Here is a 20,864-nt window from a genome sequence, read left to right on the forward strand (position 1 = left end):
CGTATATCAATGTGAATATGCTGTTTTTCGGTATTCTGTAGCGAAAATACACGATTATGTCGTTATGTATATTGTTATATAGCGTTAAGTGATAATGGCGAAGGGAAGATTTCCGCGCTACTATCGCCATAACCACGTTTTCAAATTTGAAAACATACACTCGAGCCCTGGCGCCTGTGTCGAAAGATATGGCGCCCTGGCCGTGGCGAATATGCCACCAGGGTACAGAAAGAAATGACTGTGCCTCCCGTCTCTGGAAAGGTGTACATGGCTTCACAACTTACTGATGCATTCGCGCGTAAGTTTTTTTACTTACGTCTGTCGATTACCGATGTGTGCAACTTCCGTTGCACCTACTGTCTGCCCGATGGCTACAAACCGGGCAGCGTCACCAATAACGGCTTTCTCTCCGTGGACGAAGTGCGCCGCGTCACACGCGCATTCTCTGAACTCGGCACGGAAAAGGTCCGCCTGACCGGAGGGGAACCCTCTCTGCGTCGTGATTTCCCCGATATCATTGCTGCGGTGCGTGAGAACGATCGTATCCGTCAGATTGCGGTCACCACCAACGGGTACCGCATGGCTCGCGACGTTGCGACCTGGCGCGACGCGGGCTTAACCGCCATCAACGTCAGCGTGGACAGCCTCGATGCCCGCCAGTTTCATGCCATTACCGGCCAGGATAAATTCCGCCAGGTGATGGATGGAATTGACGCGGCGTTCAGTGCCGGGTTCCAGAAGGTCAAAGTCAATACGGTGCTGATGCGTGACGTCAACCATCACCAGCTTGATACCTTCCTGGCGTGGATCAAATCCCGCCCCATCCAGTTGCGTTTTATCGAGCTGATGGAAACTGGCGAGGGCAGTGAGCTGTTCCGTCGGCATCACATCTCCGGGATGGTGTTGCGAGATGAGCTGCTGAAACGCGGCTGGATCCACCAGATCCGTCAGCGCAGCGACGGCCCGGCGCAGGTCTTTTGTCACCCGGATTACGAAGGGGAAATCGGGCTTATCATGCCGTATGAGAAAGACTTCTGTGCCAGCTGTAACCGTCTTCGCGTCTCCTCCGTTGGTAAGCTGCATCTGTGCCTGTTCGGGGATGGCGGTGTCGACCTTCGCGATCTGCTGGCGGAAGACGCCCAACAGGCCGCGCTTGAAGCGCGGATTTCTGAAGCTCTGACGCACAAAAAACAGACCCACTTCCTGCATCAGGGCAACACCGGCATTACTCAGAACCTGTCCTACATTGGCGGGTAATCAGGCTTAAGAAGGAACCAGAAGATGAGTCAGGTTAGCGCGGAATTTATCCCGACACGCATTGCTATTCTTACCGTTTCCGACCGCCGCGGTGAAGAGGATGACACCTCCGGCCACTGGCTGCGCGATGCGGCACATGATGCCGGGCACAGTATTGTTGATAAGGCGATCGTGAAAGAGAACCGTTATGCCATTCGTGCCCGGGTCTCTCAGTGGATTGCCAGCGATGAGGTGCAGGTGGTGCTGATCACCGGTGGCACCGGTTTTACCACAGGCGACCAGGCTCCCGAGGCGCTCGTCCCGCTGTTTGACCGGGAAGTGGAAGGCTTTGGTGAAGTGTTCCGCATGCTCTCGTTTGAAGAGATTGGCACCTCCACGCTGCAGTCGCGTGCGGTGGCCGGTGTGGCGAACGGGACGTTGATTTTTGCCATGCCCGGCTCGACAAAAGCGTGTCGCACCGCGTGGGAAAATATTATTGCGCCGCAGCTGGATGCCCGTACTCGTCCGTGTAATTTCCATCCCCATTTAAAGAAATAAGTTATGTCGCAATTGACCCACATTAACGCCGCTGGCGAAGCACATATGGTGGATGTCTCCGCCAAAGCCGAAACGGTGCGTGAGGCGCGTGCTGAAGCCTTCGTGACCATGTTGCCAGAGACCCTGGCGATGATTATTGACGGCAGCCATCACAAAGGCGACGTCTTTGCCACCGCCCGCATCGCCGGGATCCAGGCTGCGAAACGCACCTGGGACTTAATTCCGCTCTGCCACCCGCTGATGCTGAGCAAGGTGGAAGTTAACCTGCAGGCGCAGCCGGAGCACAACCGCGTGCGCATCGAATCGCTCTGCCGCTTAACCGGGAAAACCGGGGTTGAGATGGAAGCCCTGACGGCGGCCTCTGTCGCCGCGTTGACTATCTATGACATGTGCAAAGCGGTGCAGAAAGATATGGTGATTGGCCCGGTTCGTTTGCTGGCGAAAAGCGGTGGTAAATCCGGTGATTTTAAGGTGGACAGCCATGATTAAGGTGCTCTTTTTTGCTCAGGTCCGCGAGCTGGTGGGCACCGACAGCCTGACGCTTGATGCCCCGTTTGACACCGTTGCCGACCTGCGTGCGCATCTTGCCACGCAAAGCGACCGCTGGGCGCTGGCGCTGGATGAAGGCAAGCTGCTGGCCGCGGTTAACCAGACGCTGGTGGAGCTGACCCATCCGCTGACGGCCGGGGATGAAGTGGCCTTCTTCCCGCCGGTGACAGGGGGCTAAGATGGCTGAAACCCGAATTCTGGTAGGTCATGATCGTTTCAGCGTTGGTACAGAATATGACTGGCTGGCAGAGCGTGACGAAGACGGTGCGGTTGTCACCTTCACCGGCAAAGTGCGTAACCATAATCTCGGCGACAGCGTAAAGGCGCTGACGCTGGAGCACTATCCGGGCATGACGGAGAAATCCCTCGCGGAGATCGTTGAACAGGCGCGTGGCCGCTGGCCGCTCGGGCGAGTGACGGTTATCCACCGTATTGGTGAAATGTGGCCTGGCGAGGAAATCGTTTTTGTCGGCGTGACCAGTGCCCACCGTAGTAGTGCGTTTGCAGCCGGGGAGTTCATTATGGATTACCTCAAAACCAAAGCGCCATTCTGGAAACGTGAAGCGACGCCGGAAGGCGACAGGTGGGTTGAGTCGCGTGACAGCGACAAAGAAGCCGCCAGTCGTTGGTAGTCGGTTTGCGTGGATGTGTTAGTCTTAACGTGTGTGTCTACTTAATCAGGAGTGAATCATGGACCGATTTCCGCGTTCCGATTCAATAGTACAGCAGACCCGTACCGGGCTGCAGACGTATATGGCTCAGGTTTATGGCTGGATGACGGTCGGTTTACTGCTGACCGCCTTTATCGCATGGTATGCAGCCAACACGCCTGAGCTGATGATGTTTATCTTCTCAAGCAAAATCACCTTCTTTGGGCTGATCATCGCGCAACTGGCGCTGGTCTTTGTTCTCTCCGGCCTGGTGCAGAAGCTGAGCGCCGGAATGGCGACCACGCTGTTTATGCTCTATTCGGCACTGACGGGGCTGACGCTCTCCAGCATCTTCATCGTGTATACCTATTCCTCCATCGCCAGCACGTTTGTGGTCGCTGGCGGGATGTTTGGTGCGATGAGCCTCTACGGCTACACCACGAAGCGTGACCTGAGCGGTTTCGGCAGCATGCTGTTTATGGGGCTGATTGGGATTGTGCTGGCGTCGCTGGTGAACCTGTGGCTGAAGAGTGAAGCGCTGATGTGGGCGGTGACCTATATCGGGGTGGTGATCTTCGTCGGTTTGACGGCCTACGACACTCAGAAGCTGAAAAATATTGGCGAACAGATTGACGTACGCGACAGCTCAAACCTGCGCAAATACGCGATTCTGGGCGCCCTGACGCTGTATCTGGACTTCATCAACCTGTTCCTGATGTTGCTGCGTATTTTAGGCAACCGTCGTTAAGGGTATTTCCCTTACCCGACCTGCGTTGCGCAGGCCGGGTAAGTTCCCCCGCCAGACCTCACTTCGCTAACGCTTTCTCATTCTTCGCCCGCAGTTTCTTCGCCCGACTCTCCAGCACCAGATAACACACCGTTGCCAGCGCCAGCGGCAGGAAGTAATAGAGCATACGGTAGGCCAGCAGGGCGGCAATAATCGTACCCTGTGAAACATGCTCTCCGGCGAGCAGGGCGATAAATACCGCCTCCAGCACCCCAATCCCCGCCGGAATATGCACGATCACACCGGCAATGCTGCTGACCAGCAGCACACCCAGCACAAAGAAGTAATTCACATCTTCACCAATGAGCATCCAGATAATCGCCCCCATCGCCATCCAGTTGGCGCTGGACACGGCCATCTGCAGGACCGCGAATTTCCACGAAGGCAGCACCAGTTTTTGCCCCTTGATGGTCATATGTCGGCGTTTGGCAAAGGCGCAGGCCCAAAGATAGAGCGCAATAATGAGCAGTAATGCAAAGCCTAAAATCCGCAGCGTGGTTTCATCGATGTACCAGTGCGCAGGCAATTGCACCACGCCGATGGTGAAAATCACCCCGCCGAGCAGAATGTAACCCAGCCAGTTGGTGGTGATGCTGAGGGAAAAAATGCGCGTAATGGTCCCACCCGGCAGGCCGAGGCGCGAGTAAAGGCGATAGCGCATGCCGATCCCGCCCACCCAGGTACTCAATGTCAGGTTAAAGGCGTAACAGATAAACGACACCAGCATGACCTGGCGCTTCGCAAGCTTATGGCCGCAGTAGGCGCGGCCCAGCAGGTCATAGCAGCCGTACATGAGGTAGCTCACAATCACCAGCCCCACCGCGCCCAGCAGCACCAGCCGGTTGTAGTTGCGGATAACTTTCCACACCTCTTCCCAGTCAACTTTCTGGGCGTAAACCACCAGCAGAACCGCGACGGCGATGAAAAACAGCCAGGTGAGGATCTTTTTAGCCAGCCGCCAGCGTGGATGTGATTTCGACATCAGGTTTTCCCTCCATCTTCCGCTTCAACGCGGTCCTGGGTTTCCATTTCGGGCTGGACAGGCGGATCCACCAGCGCAAGTTTTGGCGTGTGCGCCGGCAGCCAGCCCACCATCGCCGGGAAATGACGCAGGAAGTGGAACACCACCACGCTAATGCCCAGATTCCACCAGGTGCGTTTGGGCACCATGGATTCGTCCACGCGCACGCAGTCGTTCACGATCAACGCCTGCAGGTTATCCCTAAGAGTCTGGTTGAACTGGCGATCGTGGATGATCAGGTTAGCTTCAAGATTCAGTGACAAACTCAGCGGGTCGAGATTGCTGGAGCCCACGGTGGCCCAGTGATCGTCCATCAGGGCTACTTTGCCGTGCAGCGGCCGGCGGCGATATTCGTAAATTTGTACGCCACCTTTCACCAGATAGTTGTACAGCAACCGGGCACCGATTTTGACAATCTGCATGTCCGGCTCGCCCTGAACAATGAGCTTCACGCGCACGCCGCGTCGGGCCGCATTGCGCATGGCATGCAGCAGGCGATAGCCCGGGAAAAAGTAAGCGTTGGCGATAATCACTTCGCGCTTCGCATTCGCCAGCATCTTCAGGTAATGCCGCTCAATGTCGTCCCGGTGCTCACCGTTATCCCGCCAGACAAACAGCGCCTGCGCTTCACCGGGGTGACGGTTCTCTTCCGGACGATGATGGCGGCGCTGCCACCAGCGGCGGGCAGCCTCTTTACCGGGCAGGTTTTTCAGCTCAAAGAGCAGGATATCCTGCACCACCGGTCCTTCAATGCGAATCGCGTAATCCTGCTTGGCTTCCGGGCCGTAATCGGACATATGTTCAGCGGAGTAGTTAATGCCGCCAACAAACGCTACCGTCTCATCCACCACCACAATTTTGCGGTGCATCCGGCGGAAAAGATTGGTACGCATGCCGAAAAGGCGAGGGCCAGGATCGTAATAACGGAACACGACGCCTGCTGAGGTGAGCTCATTGACGAACGCATCACTGAGGTCCGGTGAGCCATAGCCATCCAGCAGCACTTCGATTTTGACGCCACGCAGGGCAGCACGCAGCAGCACGCTGTGCAACTGCTTACCGACGTCGTCTTCGAACCAGATAAACGTTTCAAGGATCACTTTCTGCTTTGCGTGGTCAATCGCGTCAAACACCGCGGGGTAATATTCATCCCCGTTGACCAGCAGCGTGATCCGGTTGCCTTCCTGCCATGAACATTTCATAAGTGGATCTCCGCGCTGAGCGGCGCATGGTCGGAAAGATGTCGCCAGTTAAGTAACGCCAGTGCGGTCGGGCTGCTGGCATGGGCGTTTTTCACGTAGATTCTGTCGAGTCGCAAAAACGGGAACCGTACCGGAAAGGTGCGTGCAGGCCTGCCGTTTGCACGGGTGAAAATCTCCTCAAGTCCGGCATCAACCTTCAACGGATGGTTAGCCCGCTGCCGCCAGTCGTTGAAATCACCGGCCACGACCACAGGTTCACCTTCAGGCAGGGCATTGGTCCATTCGGCCAGCATTTTTAGCTGTGCCTGGCGATGGGCTTCGCGCAGGCCCAGATGAACACAGCCCACGTGCACCGGGAACGCCAGGTCCGGCGGGGCGATACGGCAGTAAAGCAGCCCGCGTTTTTCACTTTCACCCACAGAGACGTCGCGGTTCTCGTAATGTTCGATGGGAAAACGTGACAGCACCGCATTACCGTGATGCCCTTCCGGGTACACCGCGTTGCGCCCGTAGGCGTAATCACTCCACATGGTGTCGGCCAGGAATTCGTAGTGCGGGGTGTCCGGCCAGTTTTCAAAGTGAAGCGGATGCACTTCGTGCGCGCCCATGACTTCCTGAAGACAGACAATGTCCGCGCTGACGGTGCGAACCGCGTCGCGTAGCTCCGGTAAAATGAAGCGGCGGTTAAATGCTGTGAAGCCTTTATGAATGTTTATCGTCAGCACTTTAAGCGAGAAATGCTGCATTTTTTTGGTCATACGTTCCTTCCAGGGTGACTATCCCGATGAAAATAAAGTGTAGTAGGCGTCACAAAAAGATGCGGTGTTACGGAATTTTCCGTAAAGTGCGGTAGTCTGATTAAGCAGAGAAAAATCCTTCAGGAGAGAAGCCATGAAGTGGCAACAACGCGTTCGTGTCGCAACTGGCCTGAGTTGCTGGCAGATAATGTTGCATTTACTGGTCGTGGCCGTACTGGTGATGGGCTGGATGAGCGGCACGCTGGTGCGGGTCGGCTTAGGGCTCTGCGTCCTCTATGGCGTCACCGTACTGTCGATGCTGTTTTTACAGCGCCACCACGAAGCACGCTGGCGTGAGGTGGGTGATGTGCTCGAAGAGCTCACCACCACCTGGTACTTTGGTGCGGCGATGATTGTGCTTTGGTTGCTGTCGCGTGTGCTGCAAAACAACCTGCTGCTGGCCCTGGCCGGTCTGGCAATCCTCGCAGGGCCTGCCGTGGTCTCGTTACTGACCAAAGAGAAAAAGCTACGCGATGTTTCGTCTAAACATCACGTACGCCACTGAGCCCGTCGTGGCCGCTATGATCAGTAGCGGCCACAAACTTCCCCAGACAATGTCCAGACTCGCATCCTTCAGATAGATCTGCTTGGTGATATCCGTGAAGTGCCGAATCGGGTTTATCCACGTCAAATCCTGTAACCATACCGGCATGTTCTCGACGGGTGAGACGTAGCCCGAAAGCAAAATCGCCGGCATCATAAAGACGAACACGCCAATAAATGCCTGCTGCTGGGTAGAGCAGAGCGCGGAAATCAGCAGTCCAAACCCGACCAGCGACAGCCCGTAAATCACCATGGTGAAGTAGAACAGCGCCAGCGAACCGGCGAACGGGATCTGGTAGGCCCATATTCCCACGCCCAGCACGATGGTGGCCTGGAAGGTCGCGACAATCAGCGCCGGAACCGCTTTGCCGACGAAAATTTGCCATGTTGCGAGCGGGGAAACCAGCAGCTGATCGAGCGTCCCCTGTTCGCGCTCACGGGCGACGGAGAGCGACGTTACGATCATCACTCCGATGGTGGTGATCATGGCGATCAGCGATGGCACCACGAACCATTTGTAATCCAGATTCGGGTTATACCAGTTGCGCACCACCAGCTCGCTGTTGTTAGGTTTCGGTTTCCCGTCCATCAATTCCTGTTGGTAATCCTTCACCACCTGCTGAAGATAGTTGGCTGCAATCTGGGCGCTGTTGGAGTTGCGCCCGTCGAGGATTAACTGCATTGGTGCCGTCTGGAAGGTATCCAGGTTGCGGGAAAAATCGGCCGGGAAACGCACCAGCAATAACGCTTTTTGCGTATCGATGGTGGGCTGGATCTCCTGTGGGCTTTTCAGCAGCAGGATGTGGGTAAAAGCCTTCGCCCGGGCGAAACGCTGCGTCAATTCGACGGAATGTTTGCCGTTATCTTCGTTGTAGATAGCAATGGTGGCGTTAGTCACCTCCAGCGTGGCGGCAAACGGGAAGAGCAACACCTGAAGCAACACCGGTAATACCAGAATGGCGCGCGTCTGCGGCTCGCGCAGCAGCGACTGCAGCTCTTTGCGTATCAATGTCCATAAACGGTGAAACATGTTCGCTCCTTAATCCAGACGCCGTTTGGTCTTTATCCACGTCAGCCCAATAAACATCGTTGCCGATGCCAGCAAAAACAGCGTGTTGATGATCAGCACCACCGGAATATTCCCCGCCAGGAACAGGCTTTGCAGCGTACTCACGAAGTAGCGCGCCGGAATAATGTAGGTCACGGCACGGATCACGGCGGGCATGCTGTCTATCTGGAAAATAAACCCGGACAGCATAATCGACGGTAAAAAGGCGGCGTTCAGGGCCACCTGCGCGGCGTTGAACTGGTTACGGGTGATGGTAGAGATAAGCAGCCCCATCCCGAGGGTGCTCAGTAAAAACAGACTGGTGATAAAGAACAGCACCACCAGCGATCCGCGGTACGGCACGCCGAGGATAAACACCGAGACCAGCATGCAGAGCAGCATCGCCAGCATGCCGAGGAAGTAGTAGGGGATAAGCTTACAGAGCAGCAGTTCAACCCGTGTGACCTCGGTAGACAGCAGCGCTTCCATGGTGCCGCGTTCCCACTCGCGGGCAATCACCAGCGAGGTCAAAATGGCGCCAATAACCGTCATGATGATGGTCACTGCACCCGGGATAATAAAATGCTGGCTAATGGCCGCAGGGTTAAACCAGTAGCGCGTCTGCACGTCGATCAGCGGTTCGAAGGTTTCCCCGCGATCTTCGGCACGCTGCATTTGCCACAGCTGCCAGATGCCCTCCACATAGCCTTGTACAAAGTTCGCGGTGTTTGGCTCGCTGCCATCAGTGATCACCTGCACCGGCGCACTGGCATCGGTGCGCGCCATGTTGGCGGCAAAATCCACCGGGATCACCACCAGCCCGCGTATCTTCCCGGCCTGCATCATCTGGATTAGCGCCTGCCGGTTGTCGCTGATGGTGGCGTCAATGTAAGGGGAGCCGGTCATGGTGTGGGTGAAATCAAGCGCCTCTTCGCTCTGCTGCTCCAGCAAAATCCCGACCCGCAGTTTGCTGGAGTCAAGGTTGATCCCGTAGCCAAAGATAAAGAGTAGCAGCAGGGGGATCACCACAGCGATCAGCCAGCTGCTGGGGTCACGCACGATCTGGCGCGTCTCTTTGATACACAACGCACGCACCCTGCGCCACGAAATGGCGTTATTGCGCATGGGCATTCTCCTTATCCCAGTCGTGGATGAGGGTAATAAACGCCTGTTCCATGGTCGGGTCCGGCACCTCGTCATCGGCGGCCTGTTCTTTCAGGTCGTCCGGCGTACCGTGGGCAATCAGCTTGCCGCGATACACCAGCCCGATGCGGTCGCAGTATTCCGCCTCATCCATAAAGTGGGTGGTTACCATGACCGTGACCCCTTTCTCCACCATGCTGTTAATATGCAGCCAGAACTCGCGGCGGGTGAGGGGGTCAACGCCGGACGTCGGCTCATCGAGAAACAGGATATCGGGCTCATGCATTAATGAGCAGGCCAGCGCCAGCCGCTGCTTGAAGCCGAGCGGCAGTTCGTCGGTGGCATGGGAAGCAATGCCCGTCAGGCCAAAGGCCTCGCTCATGCGGTGGATTTTCTCGTTCTGCGCGCGGCCCCGCAGGCCGTACACGCCGGAGAAAAAGCGCAGGTTCTGCTCGACCGTCAGGTTGCCATACAGTGAGAATTTCTGCGCCATATAGCCCAGATGCTGACGCGCCTTGCCGGAGCTGACCTTCAGGTCCATGTCGAGCACCAGCGCTTTGCCCGAGGTCGGTACCAGCAGGCCGCACATCATCTTAAAAGTGGTCGATTTCCCGGCGCCGTTTGGCCCGAGCAGGCCAAAAATCTCACCGCGTTTCACCGCGAAATTGACGTTATCGGTGGCGGCAAAATCCCCAAACTTTTTGGTGAGGGATTTGGCTTCAATCACCGTTTCACCCGGCGTACCTTCAACCGTGTGCAGGATCGCGGCGAGGGGGGATTCTGATGTCCCTGCGCCGCCGAGCAGATCGATAAACGCATCTTCAAAGCGTGGCGCGGTCTCCTCCATCTCAATTTCAGGCATACCCGGTGCACGACGTATATCGTCCGCGGTCGCCTCTTTCGTGAGGATCACGCGCACCGAACGGCCCTGAATCATTCCATCGCTGACCTGAGGTAGCTTTAGCACCCGCTGCAGCAGCTGACGGTTGGAGGCCTGGGCGCTGTGCAACAGGAAGCTGCGACCAGCCATGCTCTGCGTCAGTGTGGTCGGCTCTCCCTGATAAAGCAGCTCACCTTCGTTCATCAGCAGAACGTCACGGCACTGTTCCGCTTCATCAAGGTACGAGGTGCTCCAGAGGATCAGCATCCCATCGCCGGCTAACTCATGCACCATCTGCCACAGCTCGCGGCGCGAAATCGGGTCGACGCCCACGCCGGGTTCATCGAGCAAGAGAACCTTCGGCTCGCCCACCAGCGTACAGGCCAGCCCCAGCTTTTGTTTCATCCCGCCGGAGAGCTTGCCCGCCAGCCGGTCGGTGAAGGGGCCAAGCGAGGTAAATTCCAGCAAACGGGCAAAGGTCTTCTGACGGGTTTCGCCAGTGACGCTGCGCAGGTCAGCATACAGATTGAGGTTTTCCATCACCGTCAGGTCTTCATACAGACCAAACTTCTGCGGCATATAGCCCAGCATGGCATGGAGCGCGCCATCGTCTTTAATCGGGTCGAGTCCGAGCACGCTGGCGGTTCCTTCATCAGGCTTTAACAAACCCGCCAGCATCCGCATCAGCGTCGTTTTGCCTGCGCCGTCCGGGCCAACCAGCCCGGTCACATAGCCTTTCTGAATGGTACAGTTCAGCGGGGCGACGGCAGGTTTTTCCATCCCCGCGAAGCGTTTGACCAGATTGTTGAGCTGAATAACCGCGTCATTCATGTCGTTCCCCGTCGCTGACTTTTACGGTGACAGGCATGCCCTGACGCAGCGCGTCGTCGGCATCGGTCACGATGATGCGCAGGCGATAAACCAGGTCGGTACGCAGATCCGGCGTTTCAACCGTTTTGGGCGTGAATTCAGCCGTCGGCGACACAAAGCCAACTTTGCCATGATACGGTTTATCCGGCCGACCGTCGGTGTAGAGCAGCAGCTCGCGGCCCGGCTGCATCTGGCCGAGATTAGGCTCATCAATATAGGCGCGCACCCATACCGGACGCGTCAGAGAAAGCGTCAGGACGGTGCTTCCCGCGCTTAACATGCTGCCCGGCTCCACGGCGCGGGTCATCAGCGTGCCGTCAGACGGGGCAATGAGCGTGGTGTCGTGCAGATCCAGTTCCGCCTGCGCCAGCTGCGCCTGCGCCTGTTCCAGGCTGGCTTTTGCCTGCGCGATGTCCTGCGGGCGGTTACCGGTGTGGTACTGGCTTAATTTATCCTGGGCGGATTTCAGCGTCGCCTGGGCCTGGTCGCGGGAGGAGCGGGCGTTTTCCAGGTCGTTGGCAGAAATGGTGCGGCTTTTCCACAGCCCCTGCTGACGGGCATAGAAGTTTTGTGCGTAGTCATAGGCGGCCTGCGCCTGTTTGACCGCGGCGGCGGCCTGAGCAATCTCTTCGTCACGGTAGCCGGCCAGCATCAGGTCATATTGCGCCTGCGCCACGGAAACACCTGCTTTCGCCTGCATCAGCGCGTTCTCGTACGGGGCCTTGTCGAGCATCCCCAGCCTCTGACCGGTTTTGATGGTATCGCCTTCATCAACGGTGAGGGAGGCCAGGCGCCCCCCGACGCGGAAACTCATATTCACGGTGCGAATATCGACGTTACCGTACAGCGTCAGGCCTCTGTCCTGGTGACTTTGATACCACAGCCAGCCGCCGATACCTGCGGCAAGCAGAACAACGACCACCAGAATGATGGCGACAGGTTTTTTCATGACTTCAGGCTCCTTTGCGTTAAGCCTTGCAGGATCAGATCGAGATGACAGGTGATGACCTGGCTAATCTGCGCGGCTTTATCCTCATCAAATTGTGTCCAGCCGGTGCGTAACAGGATCGTTTCGCGCCCAAGACGGAAGGCGAGAATTTCACCCAGCAGGGCGTGGGTATGCAAAATAGTCTCGGTATCGTCGGCGTCTCGTCCGGTATAGGCCGCGATCAGCCGGGTCAGGTGCGTATGCATCGGGGCAATCACCTGATCGTGCACTCGCTGGTAAGCCGCCGTAGGGGAGAGCTGCTCACGGGAGATGAACTTACTCAGGCTCAGCGTCTCGTCGTGGGTCAGCAGGCGAATCATATTGTCGCAGGCGCTGATAATCAGCTGCCTGATGGCGGCGCGATCCGGCGACGGCTGGCTCAATAGCCCGCTGGCCTCTTCAACGTGTGGCCGAAAATGGTTACCGATAAAGTCGGCGATCCACTGGGCACAGGCGAGGTACAAATCCTCTTTTGAGCCAAAATAGTAGGTAATGGCCGCAATGTTTTGCCCGGCCTGCGCCGCGATGTCCCGCGTGGTGGCATGCAGACCATATTCGCCAAACTGCGCCAGCGCGGCGGCAATAAGCTGGTTTTTGGCCTGTTCACCTTTCGATGTCGTTGGGGTCGTATTCATGGCGGTTTTAAAAATTAATCAATCGATTGATTAACATTATGCCCGGTTGCCCTTTTTGTCCAGTGACCACACGGCGGGAAATCTTTCGTCAACGCAGCGCTGCGGGATATTTTATGCGCCACGTCACAAAACCTGCTACACTCCGCTGCTTCACGACATTGTGGTTTTTGTCCTTCCCTATTCGTTATATCTCCCTGAAAACTACACCTGTGATGGTCGGGGCGGTTCGGAGTTTTTATGTCTTTTGATTCCCTTGGCCTGAACCCTGAAATTTTGCGCGCTATCGCAGAGCAGGGCTACGTCGAGCCAACCCCAATCCAGCAGCAGGCTATTCCGGCCGTTCTGCAGGGCCGCGACCTGATGGCCAGCGCCCAGACCGGTACCGGTAAGACCGCGGGTTTTACCCTGCCGCTGTTAGAGCTGCTGGTAAAAAATCAGCCGCACGCCAAAGGACGTCGTCCGGTGCGTGCCCTGATCCTCACCCCAACGCGTGAGCTGGCGGCCCAGATTGGTGAGAACGTGCGTGAGTACAGCCGCTATCTCAACATTCGCTCGCTGGTGGTTTTCGGTGGAGTAAGCATTAACCCGCAGATGATGAAGCTGCGCGGTGGCGTGGACGTGCTGGTGGCAACGCCGGGTCGTCTGTTGGATCTTGAGCACCAGAATGCCCTGAAGCTTGATAGCATCGAAATCCTGGTGCTGGACGAAGCTGACCGCATGCTGGATATGGGCTTTATCCACGACATTCGTCGCGTGCTGGCTAAGCTGCCACCGCGTCGTCAGAACCTGCTGTTCTCTGCCACCTTCTCTGATGAGATCAAGGCGCTGGCGGAAAAACTGCTGCATAACCCGCTGGAAGTGGAAGTGGCGCGCCGCAACACCGCCTCTGAGCAAATTACCCAGCACGTGCACTTCGTTGATAAAAAGCGTAAGCGGGAACTGCTCTCCCATATGATTGGTCAGGGCAACTGGCAGCAGGTGCTGGTCTTTACCCGTACCAAGCACGGCGCTAACCATCTGGCGGAACAGCTGAATAAAGACGGTATCCGCAGCGCGGCGATCCACGGTAACAAAAGCCAGGGGGCACGTACCCGCGCGCTGGCTGAATTTAAATCCGGTGACATTCGCGTCCTGGTTGCCACCGACATTGCTGCCCGCGGTCTGGATATTGAAGAACTGCCGCACGTCGTAAACTACGAGCTGCCAAACGTACCGGAAGACTATGTTCACCGTATCGGTCGTACCGGTCGTGCGGCGGCAACCGGTGAAGCGCTTTCGCTGGTGTGTGTGGATGAACACAAACTGCTGCGTGATATCGAACGTCTGCTGAGAAAAGAGATCCCGCGTATCGAAACCCCGGGCTATGACGTGGACCCGTCCATCAAGGCGGAGCCTATTCAGAATGGCCGTCAGGGCGGCGGCGGTGGTCGTGGTCAGGGTGGCGGGCGCAGTCAGCAGCCGCGTCGTTCTGAAGGCGGTGCACCGAAAGCCGCGGGCAAACCTCCGCGTCGTAATACAGAGGCTAAGCCAGGCGGTGAAAGCCCATGGCGTAGCGGCGAGGGGAAACCGGCAGGGGAAGGGCAGCGCCGACGCCGCCCGCGTAAACCTGCTAACCCGCAGTAATCTGGAAGCCCGGTCGTAAAGCCGGGCTTTTCTTTTGCGGCAGCGGAAAGAAAGTGCCACAATAGTGGCTGTTTATACAGTATTTCAGGTCCTCCGATGGCTTTAACCGCGGCGCTCAAAGCGCAAATTGGCGCCTGGTATAAGGCGCTACAACAGCAGATCCCCGATTTTATCCCCCGAGCGCCTCAGCGGCAGATGATTGCTGATGTGGCAAAAACGCTCTCCGGGGACGACGGACGACATCTGGCGATTGAAGCCCCGACGGGTGTCGGGAAAACCCTGTCGTATTTAATCCCGGGCATTGCCATTGCGCGGGAAGAGCAAAAAACGCTGGTGGTCAGCACCGCTAACGTGGCCCTGCAGGATCAAATCTTCAGTAAAGACCTGCCGCTGCTGCGCAAAATCATCCCTGAACTGCGATTTACAGCCGCCTTTGGCCGCGGGCGTTATGTGTGTCCGCGCAATCTCGCGGCTCTCGCCAGCAGTGAGCCCTCTCAGCAGGATCTGCTGGCCTTTCTGGATGATGAACTGACGCCGAACAACAAAGCGGAACAGGAGCAGTGCGCGAAGCTAAAAACCGAGCTCGACAGCTACAAGTGGGACGGCCTTCGCGATCACACCAGCCATGCCATCAGCGATGATTTGTGGCGCAGGCTCAGCACCGATAAAGCCAGTTGCCTTAACCGCAACTGCCACTACTATCGCGAGTGCCCGTTCTTTGTCGCACGGCGGGAGATTCAGGAAGCGGAGGTGGTTGTCGCTAACCACGCGCTGGTCATGGCCGCGCTGGAGAGTGAGGCCGTCCTGCCGGAGCCCAAAAACCTGCTGCTGGTGCTCGATGAAGGCCACCATTTGCCGGATGTGGCGCGGGATGCGCTGGAGATGAGCGCCGAAATCACCGCGCCGTGGTTCCGCCTGCAGCTGGATCTGTTCTGCAAGCTGGTGGCGACCTGTATGGAGCAGTTCCGCCCGAAAACCACACCGCCGCTGGCGGTGCCCGAGCGGCTGAGCGAACATTGCGAAGCGGTCTACAGCCTTATTGCTTCCCTGAATAACATTCTCAATCTTTATCTCCCGGCGACCCAGGAAGCAGAGCACCGCTTTGCGATGGGAGAGCTGCCCGACGAGGTGATGGAGATCTGCCAGCAGCTGGCGAAGCACCTTGAAAAGCTGCGCGGGCTGGCGGAGATGTTCTTAAACGATCTCAGTGAGAAAACCGGTAGCCACGACGTGGTACGTTTGCACCGCATTCTGCTGCAGATGAACCGTGCGTTGGGCATGTTCGAAGCCCAGAGCAAGCTCTGGCGTCTGGCCTCGATGGCGCAGGCGTCCGGTGCGCCGGTCACCAAATGGGCAACCCGTGACGTGAAAGACGGACAGGCGCACCTGTTTTTCCACTGCGTGGGGATTCGTGTTGCCGATCAGCTGGAAAAGCTTATCTGGCGCAGCGTGCCGCACGTGGTAGTGACTTCCGCGACGTTGCGTTCCCTGAACAGTTTCTCCCGTTTACAGGAGATGAGCGGGCTGAAAGAGAAAGCTGGCGATCGTTTTGTGGCGCTGGATTCGCCGTTTAACCACTGTGAACAGGGCAAGCTGGTCATTCCGCGCATGAAGTATGAGCCGCTTATCGACAACGAAGAACAGCACATTGCCGAAATGGCAGCGTATTTCCGCGAGCAGCTGGAGAGTGAAAAATATCCCGGCATGCTGGTCCTGTTTGCCAGTGGAAGGGCGATGCAGCGTTTTCTGGAGCACGTTACCGACCTGCGATTGCTGTTGCTGGTGCAGGGCGATCAGCCCCGCTACCGTCTGGTAGAGCTGCACCGCAAACGCATTGATAACGGGGAACGTAGCGTGCTGATCGGGCTGCAGTCATTCGCGGAGGGGCTGGATCTGAAGGGGGATTACCTGACGCAGGTGCATATCCATAAAATCGCCTTCCCGCCCATCGACAGCCCGGTCGTCATCACCGAAGGTGAATGGCTCAAAAGCCTCAATCGCTATCCGTTCGAGGTCCAAAGCTTACCCGCGGCGTCGTTTAATCTGATTCAGCAGGTGGGGCGTCTGATCCGTAGCCACAGCTGCTGGGGAGAGGTGGTGATTTATGACAAACGTCTGCTCACCAAAAATTACGGCCAGCGGTTACTCAACGCTCTGCCTGTTTTTCCGATTGAACAGCCGGACGTGCCCGACGTTAAAAAACGTCCGGCAAAACCTGCCGCCGGACGGCGTAAAAGCATCCGTACGAAGGGGCGCGGGCCTACTGGTAAGTAAAGGTCACCTGGACCACGCTGTTAAACGTTCCGGCGGTGACGGGCAATGCGCTGGCATAATAGCGGGCAGCCAGAGGAAACGTTGCCGTGTGGTCCGCTGAGTTAACCGGAACGTTAAAGGCTGCCTGCGGGGCAATGAGTATATTGTCCTGGCGGTCTGCCAGTTCCAGAGCCAACCCTTTCGCACTGCCGATATTGGCGAATTTTGTCGGGTGCGTACTGTCGGCCTGACCATAGAAAAAGGCGGTCGCCAGCGCAAGTGTGGGAGGGCAATGCGAGACCGAGAGCGTAAAGTCTTTCCACGCGCCGGTATCGCCCACATTTTTAAAATCCCCTGATACCGCCTGGCCTAAATCCACCGTCAGGTTGCGGCTGGCGCTGTCAATAATGCAGGTGTTGGCGTAAATATTGCCTGTCATCTGGATCTGAATATCGTCCGCCTGTGCCCGGACAATCAAGCCGAGAATCAGGATCGCAAGTGTCTTTTTCATGTTGGTCACTTATAAGCCAGAGTGATAGTCGCCACGGTATTGGCCGGCCCCGGTGTCACCACGTTGCTGACCTGTTCGTAACGAACCTCGAACGGTATTCGCAGGGTTTCGTTGGCGATGGCCTGGCTTCGGGTGCTGACATAGGTGTCAAAGGTGGCGAGATGGTCATCAAAGAGCATTCTCACGCCCACGCCGGTTGCCATGCCGTTCTGCTGAGTCAATTTGATCACCCCTTCGAATGCCGTTTCGTAGCCGTTTGCGCTGGTCACCTTTAGCTCAGGCTGGACGGTGCTGTCGCAATTAATCGTGACGTCAAAGTTTTGTGCAGGGCTGGATAGCAACCCGATACTGATAAAATCACTGACGGGAAAATCGCCCAGGTTCACGGTGAGATTTTTAGGCAGGACAGAGCAGGTAACCGTTTCGAGATTCACATTGCCCGCATAGGAAATCGTATTAGGATCGCTGATGCCTTCATGCTGATAAACCCCGACACCAAATTTAGACTCCGCCTGAGAAAGCGAACCTGATTTGACCGTATTGCTCGTTTTCACCAGTTCCAGCGTGACATTAAAGTTAAAGGCCTCAGAAATGTCGTTGGAGACATAGCCCAGCGGCGTGCCGCTTGAGTTACAGTAAATTCCCCCGGCACCGGTAATTCGCTGGCCTTTGTCATTCATCAGCGCTACGCCAATTCCTTCCAGCCCTGATTCATACACCCCAGAAAGACCGGGGATCTCCAGACCTGCGCCGTAATAGCACGCAACAATCGGAAGCCCGAAGTCAGAAGGGTTATAGCAGTTGCCCGCCACGTGAACGGTCTGCTCGGTGCCTGGAATGGTGGCACCTACCGGCAACGTGCTCGAGACGGATACGGAGGTCACATTAATCTGTTTTGGCAGATCGGATGAGGTACAGAGCGCGTTAGCATGAGGCATAAATAACGCGGCGGTTCCCAGGACCAGGAAGAAAAAGCACTGTTTAATCATTTGCATAATGGTTTGCCTAACGGTGAATCAGTGGCACTGCGCAGCAGCGTTAAGGATGTTGGTTTTCTCTGTCTCATCCGTAAGGACGTAGTCGGCCTCGCAGTGCTCGCTCGCATCCTGTCCCCAGGTGACGGCGAGATGCCCTTGCTTTGGCAGGCCGGAGAGATAGGTCTGGCCGTCATTGCCGACAATAAATTCGCTGTCCTTATCCTCCGTTGTTACCGTCGCACCGAAGGGCAGCGGTTTACCGTTGTGCGTCAGCGTCATCAGGACCCGGCTGCCCACGCGGGTATTAAAGCTGGCGCGCACCACGGCCCCGCGTGTCGGGGTCACAACGTACGCTGCGTGCGTCACGTCGGCCTCGTCGGGCAGGGTTTCGGTATCCAGCGCAATGGTATTGTGGCGATAAGGGGTAACAAACGGCACGACGGTATAGCCGCGGAAGTCGGTCTCAACGCCCGTCTGATTGGCGATATGGGTACCGTGTGTTCCCGGTGCTTTCACCAGCGCAATGGTCTCTCCGAGCGGCTGGCTCAGGGTTATCCCGTTGGCGTGCACGATCGCGCCACCCTGCAGCCCGACGTTTACGGTTTGCTGGTATTTATCCTGGCTTACCCCGCCGCTCACTTCGCCATAGGTCGCTTTATAATCGGCGTTCATGCTGGTGGAGTTTCCGCTACCGGTGCTGCTCAGCCCCTCCTGAATATTCCAGTTGAGGTTGTCTCCCTTCAGCGCGGTACCGTTAAGGCCGATGTTCTGCGTCGTACCGTCTTTGGTGTTGTTGAGGTTGTAGGTGGCCCAGGTGTTATGCATCCAGCGATCCAGTGGAACGGAGACGTTTAACGAGAACTGGTTGTCGTTCATCACATCGTCACCGTTCGCATCGCTGTCCTGGGTGTTTTTGTTCATGCTGTAGCTCAGGCTGTAGCTGACGCCGTGCCAGCTGTTGTTGTAGCTGACGCTCATGGAGGTCATATCCTGGCTCTGGCTCCAGTAGGTCTCTTTGACCAGGCTCAGGGTGACAGAGCCCCAGCCCGCGGGCAGCGTCTGGTCGACGGTGGCTTCCGTTCGGGCACGTCGCTGTTGCGGCGCAGACCCGTCGTCTGAACGGGTGTAAGACTCCATCGTGTCTTCCAGGGTGTAAAACCCTTTGCTGTTGTAGCGATAGCCCGCCAGGGAGAAGTGAGTGCCCGAGGCGACAAAATCTTTGCTGTAGCGAACGCGCCAGGATCGGCCTTTGCTGGTCTGCTGTTTTTTCAGCAGCGCTTTGGCGCGGGTGACATCAAGGGAGAAAGCACCCAAATCGCCCAGGTTTTTCCCGACGCCCAGCGCCCGGGACTGATAATGGCGACTCTGCTGCGCACCACCGTAGGCGGTGAAACCCAATGGCATGCCGTAGATGGCGCTGCCCTCGGCAAACGGGGTTTGTTCGACGTCCTTGTCGTAAGACCGGTAACGCCCGGCGGTCACGCTGTAGCGGAGATTCTTTTCACGCTGCAGGACCGGGACCGAGGCGTAAGGCACGACAAAGTGACTTTCGCTGCCGTCGGTCTCTTTCACGGTGACCTGCAGATCGCCGCTGCTGCCGGTGGGATAGAGATCGTTAATTTCAAACGCACCGGGTGCAACCGTGTTCTGATAAATGACGTAACCGTTCTGACGAACCATCACCAGCGCATTGCTGTGGGCAGTGCCGCGAATAATCGGCGCATAGCCTTTTTCACTGTCCGGGAGCATGTCGGTATCGGATTTCAGCTCAACCCCGGTATAGGGCACGCTGTCGAAAACGTCCGACGGGGAGGTGCTTTGCCCGACGGTCATATCGCTTTTCATCGCCACGATATCGCGTTGAGCATAGGTGTAGACGGAGGAGAACCTGTGCTCTTCCTCGTTGCCCGTTGTGCTGCGATTCCACGTGGAATAATTGCGTATGCGCCAGGCGCCCACATTGAGGCCCGGGCGCAGGTTAACGTACTGGCTGCTGTTATCCTGCTCTCCCTGTACACGGGCATGGCTCTGGCTGGCGGTGGCGCTGTAGTTCAGCAGACCTGCGGTGATCCCTTCGTCGAACGTTTTCGGGTCGATATACCCGCGCGGGACCTGGCCCAGCGCCGTTTGTGGAATACTGAGCAACAGTTGCTGATGACGAACCTGAAACGTTGCGGATGCCGCGGGAATGGCGTTTATATCGGCGCACTGGCCTTTAGCCATCAGCGCGGGATACTGCCGGGTTTTGATCCCAAGGTTTTTTAGCTCATCCAGGCTAAAGCAGGGTTGAAGAGAATGATTGCCCTGCGCGTCTTTTATTAATTTGAACGTGACATCACGGGTATCAATTTTATTATTGTTGATGAAAATATTGACCTGATATTTCCCGGGGGCTTGTCCCGGTCCTTTTTCATAAACAGACAGGTCGGTTTTCCCCTGTTGAGGATTATCAATATCCAGTAATGCCGGGTTGAAATAATCATCAGCCATAACCTGCTGCGCAAAGATCGCCAGTGCCAGGCCACATAAAATGACCAGCATTGAAGAAAGGCGATGGATGAACGGCTTTTTATGGCTGTACATGATGATATTA

At 56.7% G+C, this 20,864-nt stretch carries 20 protein-coding genes and 1 riboswitch; of the genes, 9 read left to right on the top strand and 11 right to left on the bottom strand.

What is annotated here, in order from left to right; translation table 11 throughout:
- Positions 1 to 145: 145 nt before the first annotated feature.
- Positions 146 to 280, top strand: a riboswitch (molybdenum cofactor riboswitch).
- The 6 genes from moaA to AM379_RS14885 all read left to right on the top strand — a co-directional run bounded on the left by moaA (position 268) and on the right by AM379_RS14885 (position 3,741).
- On the top strand, positions 268 to 1,257 hold the full coding sequence (gene moaA, locus AM379_RS14860; RefSeq protein ID WP_032681391.1) for a GTP 3',8-cyclase MoaA: 990 nt from the start codon (positions 268 to 270) through the stop codon (positions 1,255 to 1,257). Its footprint overlaps the riboswitch before it by 13 nt.
- 24 nt (positions 1,258 to 1,281) lie before the next feature.
- Positions 1,282 to 1,794: a molybdenum cofactor biosynthesis protein B gene (moaB, locus tag AM379_RS14865; protein ID WP_020884931.1), complete on the top strand. Its 513-nt coding sequence runs from the start codon at positions 1,282 to 1,284 to the stop codon at positions 1,792 to 1,794.
- Between the two features lie 3 nt (positions 1,795 to 1,797).
- Positions 1,798 to 2,283: a cyclic pyranopterin monophosphate synthase MoaC gene (moaC, locus tag AM379_RS14870; RefSeq protein WP_008501142.1), complete on the top strand. Its 486-nt coding sequence runs from the start codon at positions 1,798 to 1,800 to the stop codon at positions 2,281 to 2,283.
- Positions 2,276 to 2,521: a molybdopterin synthase sulfur carrier subunit gene (gene moaD, locus AM379_RS14875; RefSeq protein ID WP_086532769.1), complete on the top strand. Its 246-nt coding sequence runs from the start codon at positions 2,276 to 2,278 to the stop codon at positions 2,519 to 2,521. Before moaC ends, moaD begins: the two co-directional genes overlap by 8 nt.
- Position 2,522: 1 nt before the next feature.
- Positions 2,523 to 2,975 (top strand): molybdopterin synthase catalytic subunit MoaE, encoded by a 453-nt coding sequence (gene moaE / locus AM379_RS14880; protein WP_014169225.1) that lies wholly within the window; start codon positions 2,523 to 2,525, stop codon positions 2,973 to 2,975.
- A 58-nt stretch (positions 2,976 to 3,033) separates the two neighbouring features.
- Complete coding sequence (locus AM379_RS14885) at positions 3,034 to 3,741, top strand: Bax inhibitor-1/YccA family protein (protein WP_014169226.1); 708 nt, start codon at positions 3,034 to 3,036, stop codon at positions 3,739 to 3,741.
- A 58-nt stretch (positions 3,742 to 3,799) separates the two neighbouring features.
- On the opposite strand, the gene AM379_RS14890 is transcribed toward AM379_RS14885, so the two are convergent.
- From AM379_RS14890 to AM379_RS14900, 3 genes are read right to left on the bottom strand one after another with little or no spacing between them, the layout of a single operon-like run.
- Positions 3,800 to 4,762, bottom strand: a complete 963-nt coding sequence (locus AM379_RS14890) for a lysylphosphatidylglycerol synthase domain-containing protein (RefSeq protein ID WP_014169227.1) — start codon at positions 4,760 to 4,762, stop codon at positions 3,800 to 3,802.
- Positions 4,762 to 6,003, bottom strand: coding sequence for a cardiolipin synthase ClsB (gene clsB / locus AM379_RS14895; RefSeq protein WP_106503850.1), 1,242 nt, complete (start codon positions 6,001 to 6,003; stop codon positions 4,762 to 4,764). The genes AM379_RS14890 and clsB overlap by 1 nt, the downstream gene beginning before the upstream one ends.
- Complete coding sequence (locus AM379_RS14900; protein ID WP_014169229.1) at positions 6,000 to 6,761, bottom strand: endonuclease/exonuclease/phosphatase family protein; 762 nt, start codon at positions 6,759 to 6,761, stop codon at positions 6,000 to 6,002. Before AM379_RS14900 ends, clsB begins: the two co-directional genes overlap by 4 nt.
- A 133-nt stretch (positions 6,762 to 6,894) precedes the next feature.
- On the opposite strand from AM379_RS14900, the gene AM379_RS14905 reads away from it, so the two are divergent.
- Positions 6,895 to 7,305: a YbhQ family protein gene (locus tag AM379_RS14905; RefSeq protein ID WP_014169230.1), complete on the top strand. Its 411-nt coding sequence runs from the start codon at positions 6,895 to 6,897 to the stop codon at positions 7,303 to 7,305.
- Here the strand turns inward: AM379_RS14905 and AM379_RS14910 are convergent.
- Genes AM379_RS14910 through cecR form a run of 5 tightly spaced genes read right to left on the bottom strand, consistent with a single transcriptional unit; the run spans position 7,267 to position 12,907 of the window.
- A complete protein-coding gene (locus AM379_RS14910; RefSeq protein WP_014169231.1) occupies positions 7,267 to 8,373 on the bottom strand; it encodes an ABC transporter permease in 1,107 nt (368 codons plus the stop codon). The genes AM379_RS14905 and AM379_RS14910 overlap by 39 nt on opposite strands.
- Positions 8,374 to 8,382: 9 nt before the next feature.
- Positions 8,383 to 9,516 carry an ABC transporter permease gene (locus AM379_RS14915; RefSeq protein ID WP_020884927.1) on the bottom strand — a complete coding sequence of 378 codons (1,134 nt, stop codon included), beginning with the start codon at positions 9,514 to 9,516 and terminating at the stop codon, positions 8,383 to 8,385.
- Entirely contained in the window at positions 9,506 to 11,245 is a 1,740-nt protein-coding gene (locus tag AM379_RS14920; RefSeq protein WP_040016977.1) for an ATP-binding cassette domain-containing protein, read from the bottom strand. The genes AM379_RS14915 and AM379_RS14920 overlap by 11 nt, the downstream gene beginning before the upstream one ends.
- On the bottom strand, positions 11,238 to 12,233 hold the full coding sequence (gene hlyD / locus AM379_RS14925) for a secretion protein HlyD (protein ID WP_040016978.1): 996 nt from the start codon (positions 12,231 to 12,233) through the stop codon (positions 11,238 to 11,240). Before hlyD ends, AM379_RS14920 begins: the two co-directional genes overlap by 8 nt.
- Positions 12,230 to 12,907 carry a transcriptional regulator CecR gene (gene cecR / locus AM379_RS14930; protein WP_014169235.1) on the bottom strand — a complete coding sequence of 226 codons (678 nt, stop codon included), beginning with the start codon at positions 12,905 to 12,907 and terminating at the stop codon, positions 12,230 to 12,232. Before cecR ends, hlyD begins: the two co-directional genes overlap by 4 nt.
- A gap of 237 nt (positions 12,908 to 13,144) precedes the next feature.
- On the opposite strand from cecR, the gene rhlE reads away from it, so the two are divergent.
- Positions 13,145 to 14,530 carry an ATP-dependent RNA helicase RhlE gene (gene rhlE, locus AM379_RS14935; protein ID WP_106503851.1) on the top strand — a complete coding sequence of 462 codons (1,386 nt, stop codon included), beginning with the start codon at positions 13,145 to 13,147 and terminating at the stop codon, positions 14,528 to 14,530.
- Between the two features lie 96 nt (positions 14,531 to 14,626).
- Positions 14,627 to 16,804, top strand: a complete 2,178-nt coding sequence (gene dinG / locus AM379_RS14940) for an ATP-dependent DNA helicase DinG (RefSeq protein WP_106503852.1) — start codon at positions 14,627 to 14,629, stop codon at positions 16,802 to 16,804.
- Here dinG and AM379_RS14945 read toward each other — a convergent pair.
- From AM379_RS14945 to AM379_RS14955, 3 genes are read right to left on the bottom strand one after another with little or no spacing between them, the layout of a single operon-like run.
- A complete protein-coding gene (locus AM379_RS14945; RefSeq protein WP_078775028.1) occupies positions 16,791 to 17,294 on the bottom strand; it encodes a fimbrial protein in 504 nt (167 codons plus the stop codon). The two genes, dinG and AM379_RS14945, sit on opposite strands and share 14 nt — an antisense overlap.
- 5 nt (positions 17,295 to 17,299) lie before the next feature.
- Positions 17,300 to 18,289 (bottom strand): fimbrial protein, encoded by a 990-nt coding sequence (locus AM379_RS14950; protein ID WP_106503853.1) that lies wholly within the window; start codon positions 18,287 to 18,289, stop codon positions 17,300 to 17,302.
- Between the two features lie 21 nt (positions 18,290 to 18,310).
- Complete coding sequence (locus AM379_RS14955; RefSeq protein ID WP_158701854.1) at positions 18,311 to 20,854, bottom strand: fimbria/pilus outer membrane usher protein; 2,544 nt, start codon at positions 20,852 to 20,854, stop codon at positions 18,311 to 18,313.
- Positions 20,855 to 20,864: the final 10 nt, after the last annotated feature.

The sequence above is a fragment of the Enterobacter cloacae complex sp. FDA-CDC-AR_0132 genome, assembly GCF_003010695.1.
In the GTDB taxonomy this organism is placed as follows: Bacteria; Pseudomonadota; Gammaproteobacteria; order Enterobacterales; family Enterobacteriaceae; genus Enterobacter; species Enterobacter ludwigii.

Coding starts and splice junctions, on each gene's coding strand:
- AM379_RS14920 (WP_040016977.1), bottom strand. CDS start 11,245: ATGAATGACGCGGTTATTCAGCTCAACAATCTGGTCAAACGCTTCGCG.
- AM379_RS14890 (WP_014169227.1), bottom strand. CDS start 4,762: ATGTCGAAATCACATCCACGCTGGCGGCTGGCTAAAAAGATCCTCACC.
- moaC (WP_008501142.1), top strand. CDS start 1,798: ATGTCGCAATTGACCCACATTAACGCCGCTGGCGAAGCACATATGGTG.
- AM379_RS14915 (WP_020884927.1), bottom strand. CDS start 9,516: ATGCGCAATAACGCCATTTCGTGGCGCAGGGTGCGTGCGTTGTGTATC.
- AM379_RS14910 (WP_014169231.1), bottom strand. CDS start 8,373: ATGTTTCACCGTTTATGGACATTGATACGCAAAGAGCTGCAGTCGCTG.
- dinG (WP_106503852.1), top strand. CDS start 14,627: ATGGCTTTAACCGCGGCGCTCAAAGCGCAAATTGGCGCCTGGTATAAG.
- AM379_RS14950 (WP_106503853.1), bottom strand. CDS start 18,289: ATGCAAATGATTAAACAGTGCTTTTTCTTCCTGGTCCTGGGAACCGCC.
- AM379_RS14955 (WP_158701854.1), bottom strand. CDS start 20,854: ATGTACAGCCATAAAAAGCCGTTCATCCATCGCCTTTCTTCAATGCTG.
- AM379_RS14885 (WP_014169226.1), top strand. CDS start 3,034: ATGGACCGATTTCCGCGTTCCGATTCAATAGTACAGCAGACCCGTACC.
- moaA (WP_032681391.1), top strand. CDS start 268: ATGGCTTCACAACTTACTGATGCATTCGCGCGTAAGTTTTTTTACTTA.
- hlyD (WP_040016978.1), bottom strand. CDS start 12,233: ATGAAAAAACCTGTCGCCATCATTCTGGTGGTCGTTGTTCTGCTTGCC.
- AM379_RS14905 (WP_014169230.1), top strand. CDS start 6,895: ATGAAGTGGCAACAACGCGTTCGTGTCGCAACTGGCCTGAGTTGCTGG.
- moaE (WP_014169225.1), top strand. CDS start 2,523: ATGGCTGAAACCCGAATTCTGGTAGGTCATGATCGTTTCAGCGTTGGT.
- clsB (WP_106503850.1), bottom strand. CDS start 6,003: ATGAAATGTTCATGGCAGGAAGGCAACCGGATCACGCTGCTGGTCAAC.
- cecR (WP_014169235.1), bottom strand. CDS start 12,907: ATGAATACGACCCCAACGACATCGAAAGGTGAACAGGCCAAAAACCAG.
- AM379_RS14900 (WP_014169229.1), bottom strand. CDS start 6,761: ATGACCAAAAAAATGCAGCATTTCTCGCTTAAAGTGCTGACGATAAAC.
- rhlE (WP_106503851.1), top strand. CDS start 13,145: ATGTCTTTTGATTCCCTTGGCCTGAACCCTGAAATTTTGCGCGCTATC.
- moaD (WP_086532769.1), top strand. CDS start 2,276: ATGATTAAGGTGCTCTTTTTTGCTCAGGTCCGCGAGCTGGTGGGCACC.
- AM379_RS14945 (WP_078775028.1), bottom strand. CDS start 17,294: ATGAAAAAGACACTTGCGATCCTGATTCTCGGCTTGATTGTCCGGGCA.
- moaB (WP_020884931.1), top strand. CDS start 1,282: ATGAGTCAGGTTAGCGCGGAATTTATCCCGACACGCATTGCTATTCTT.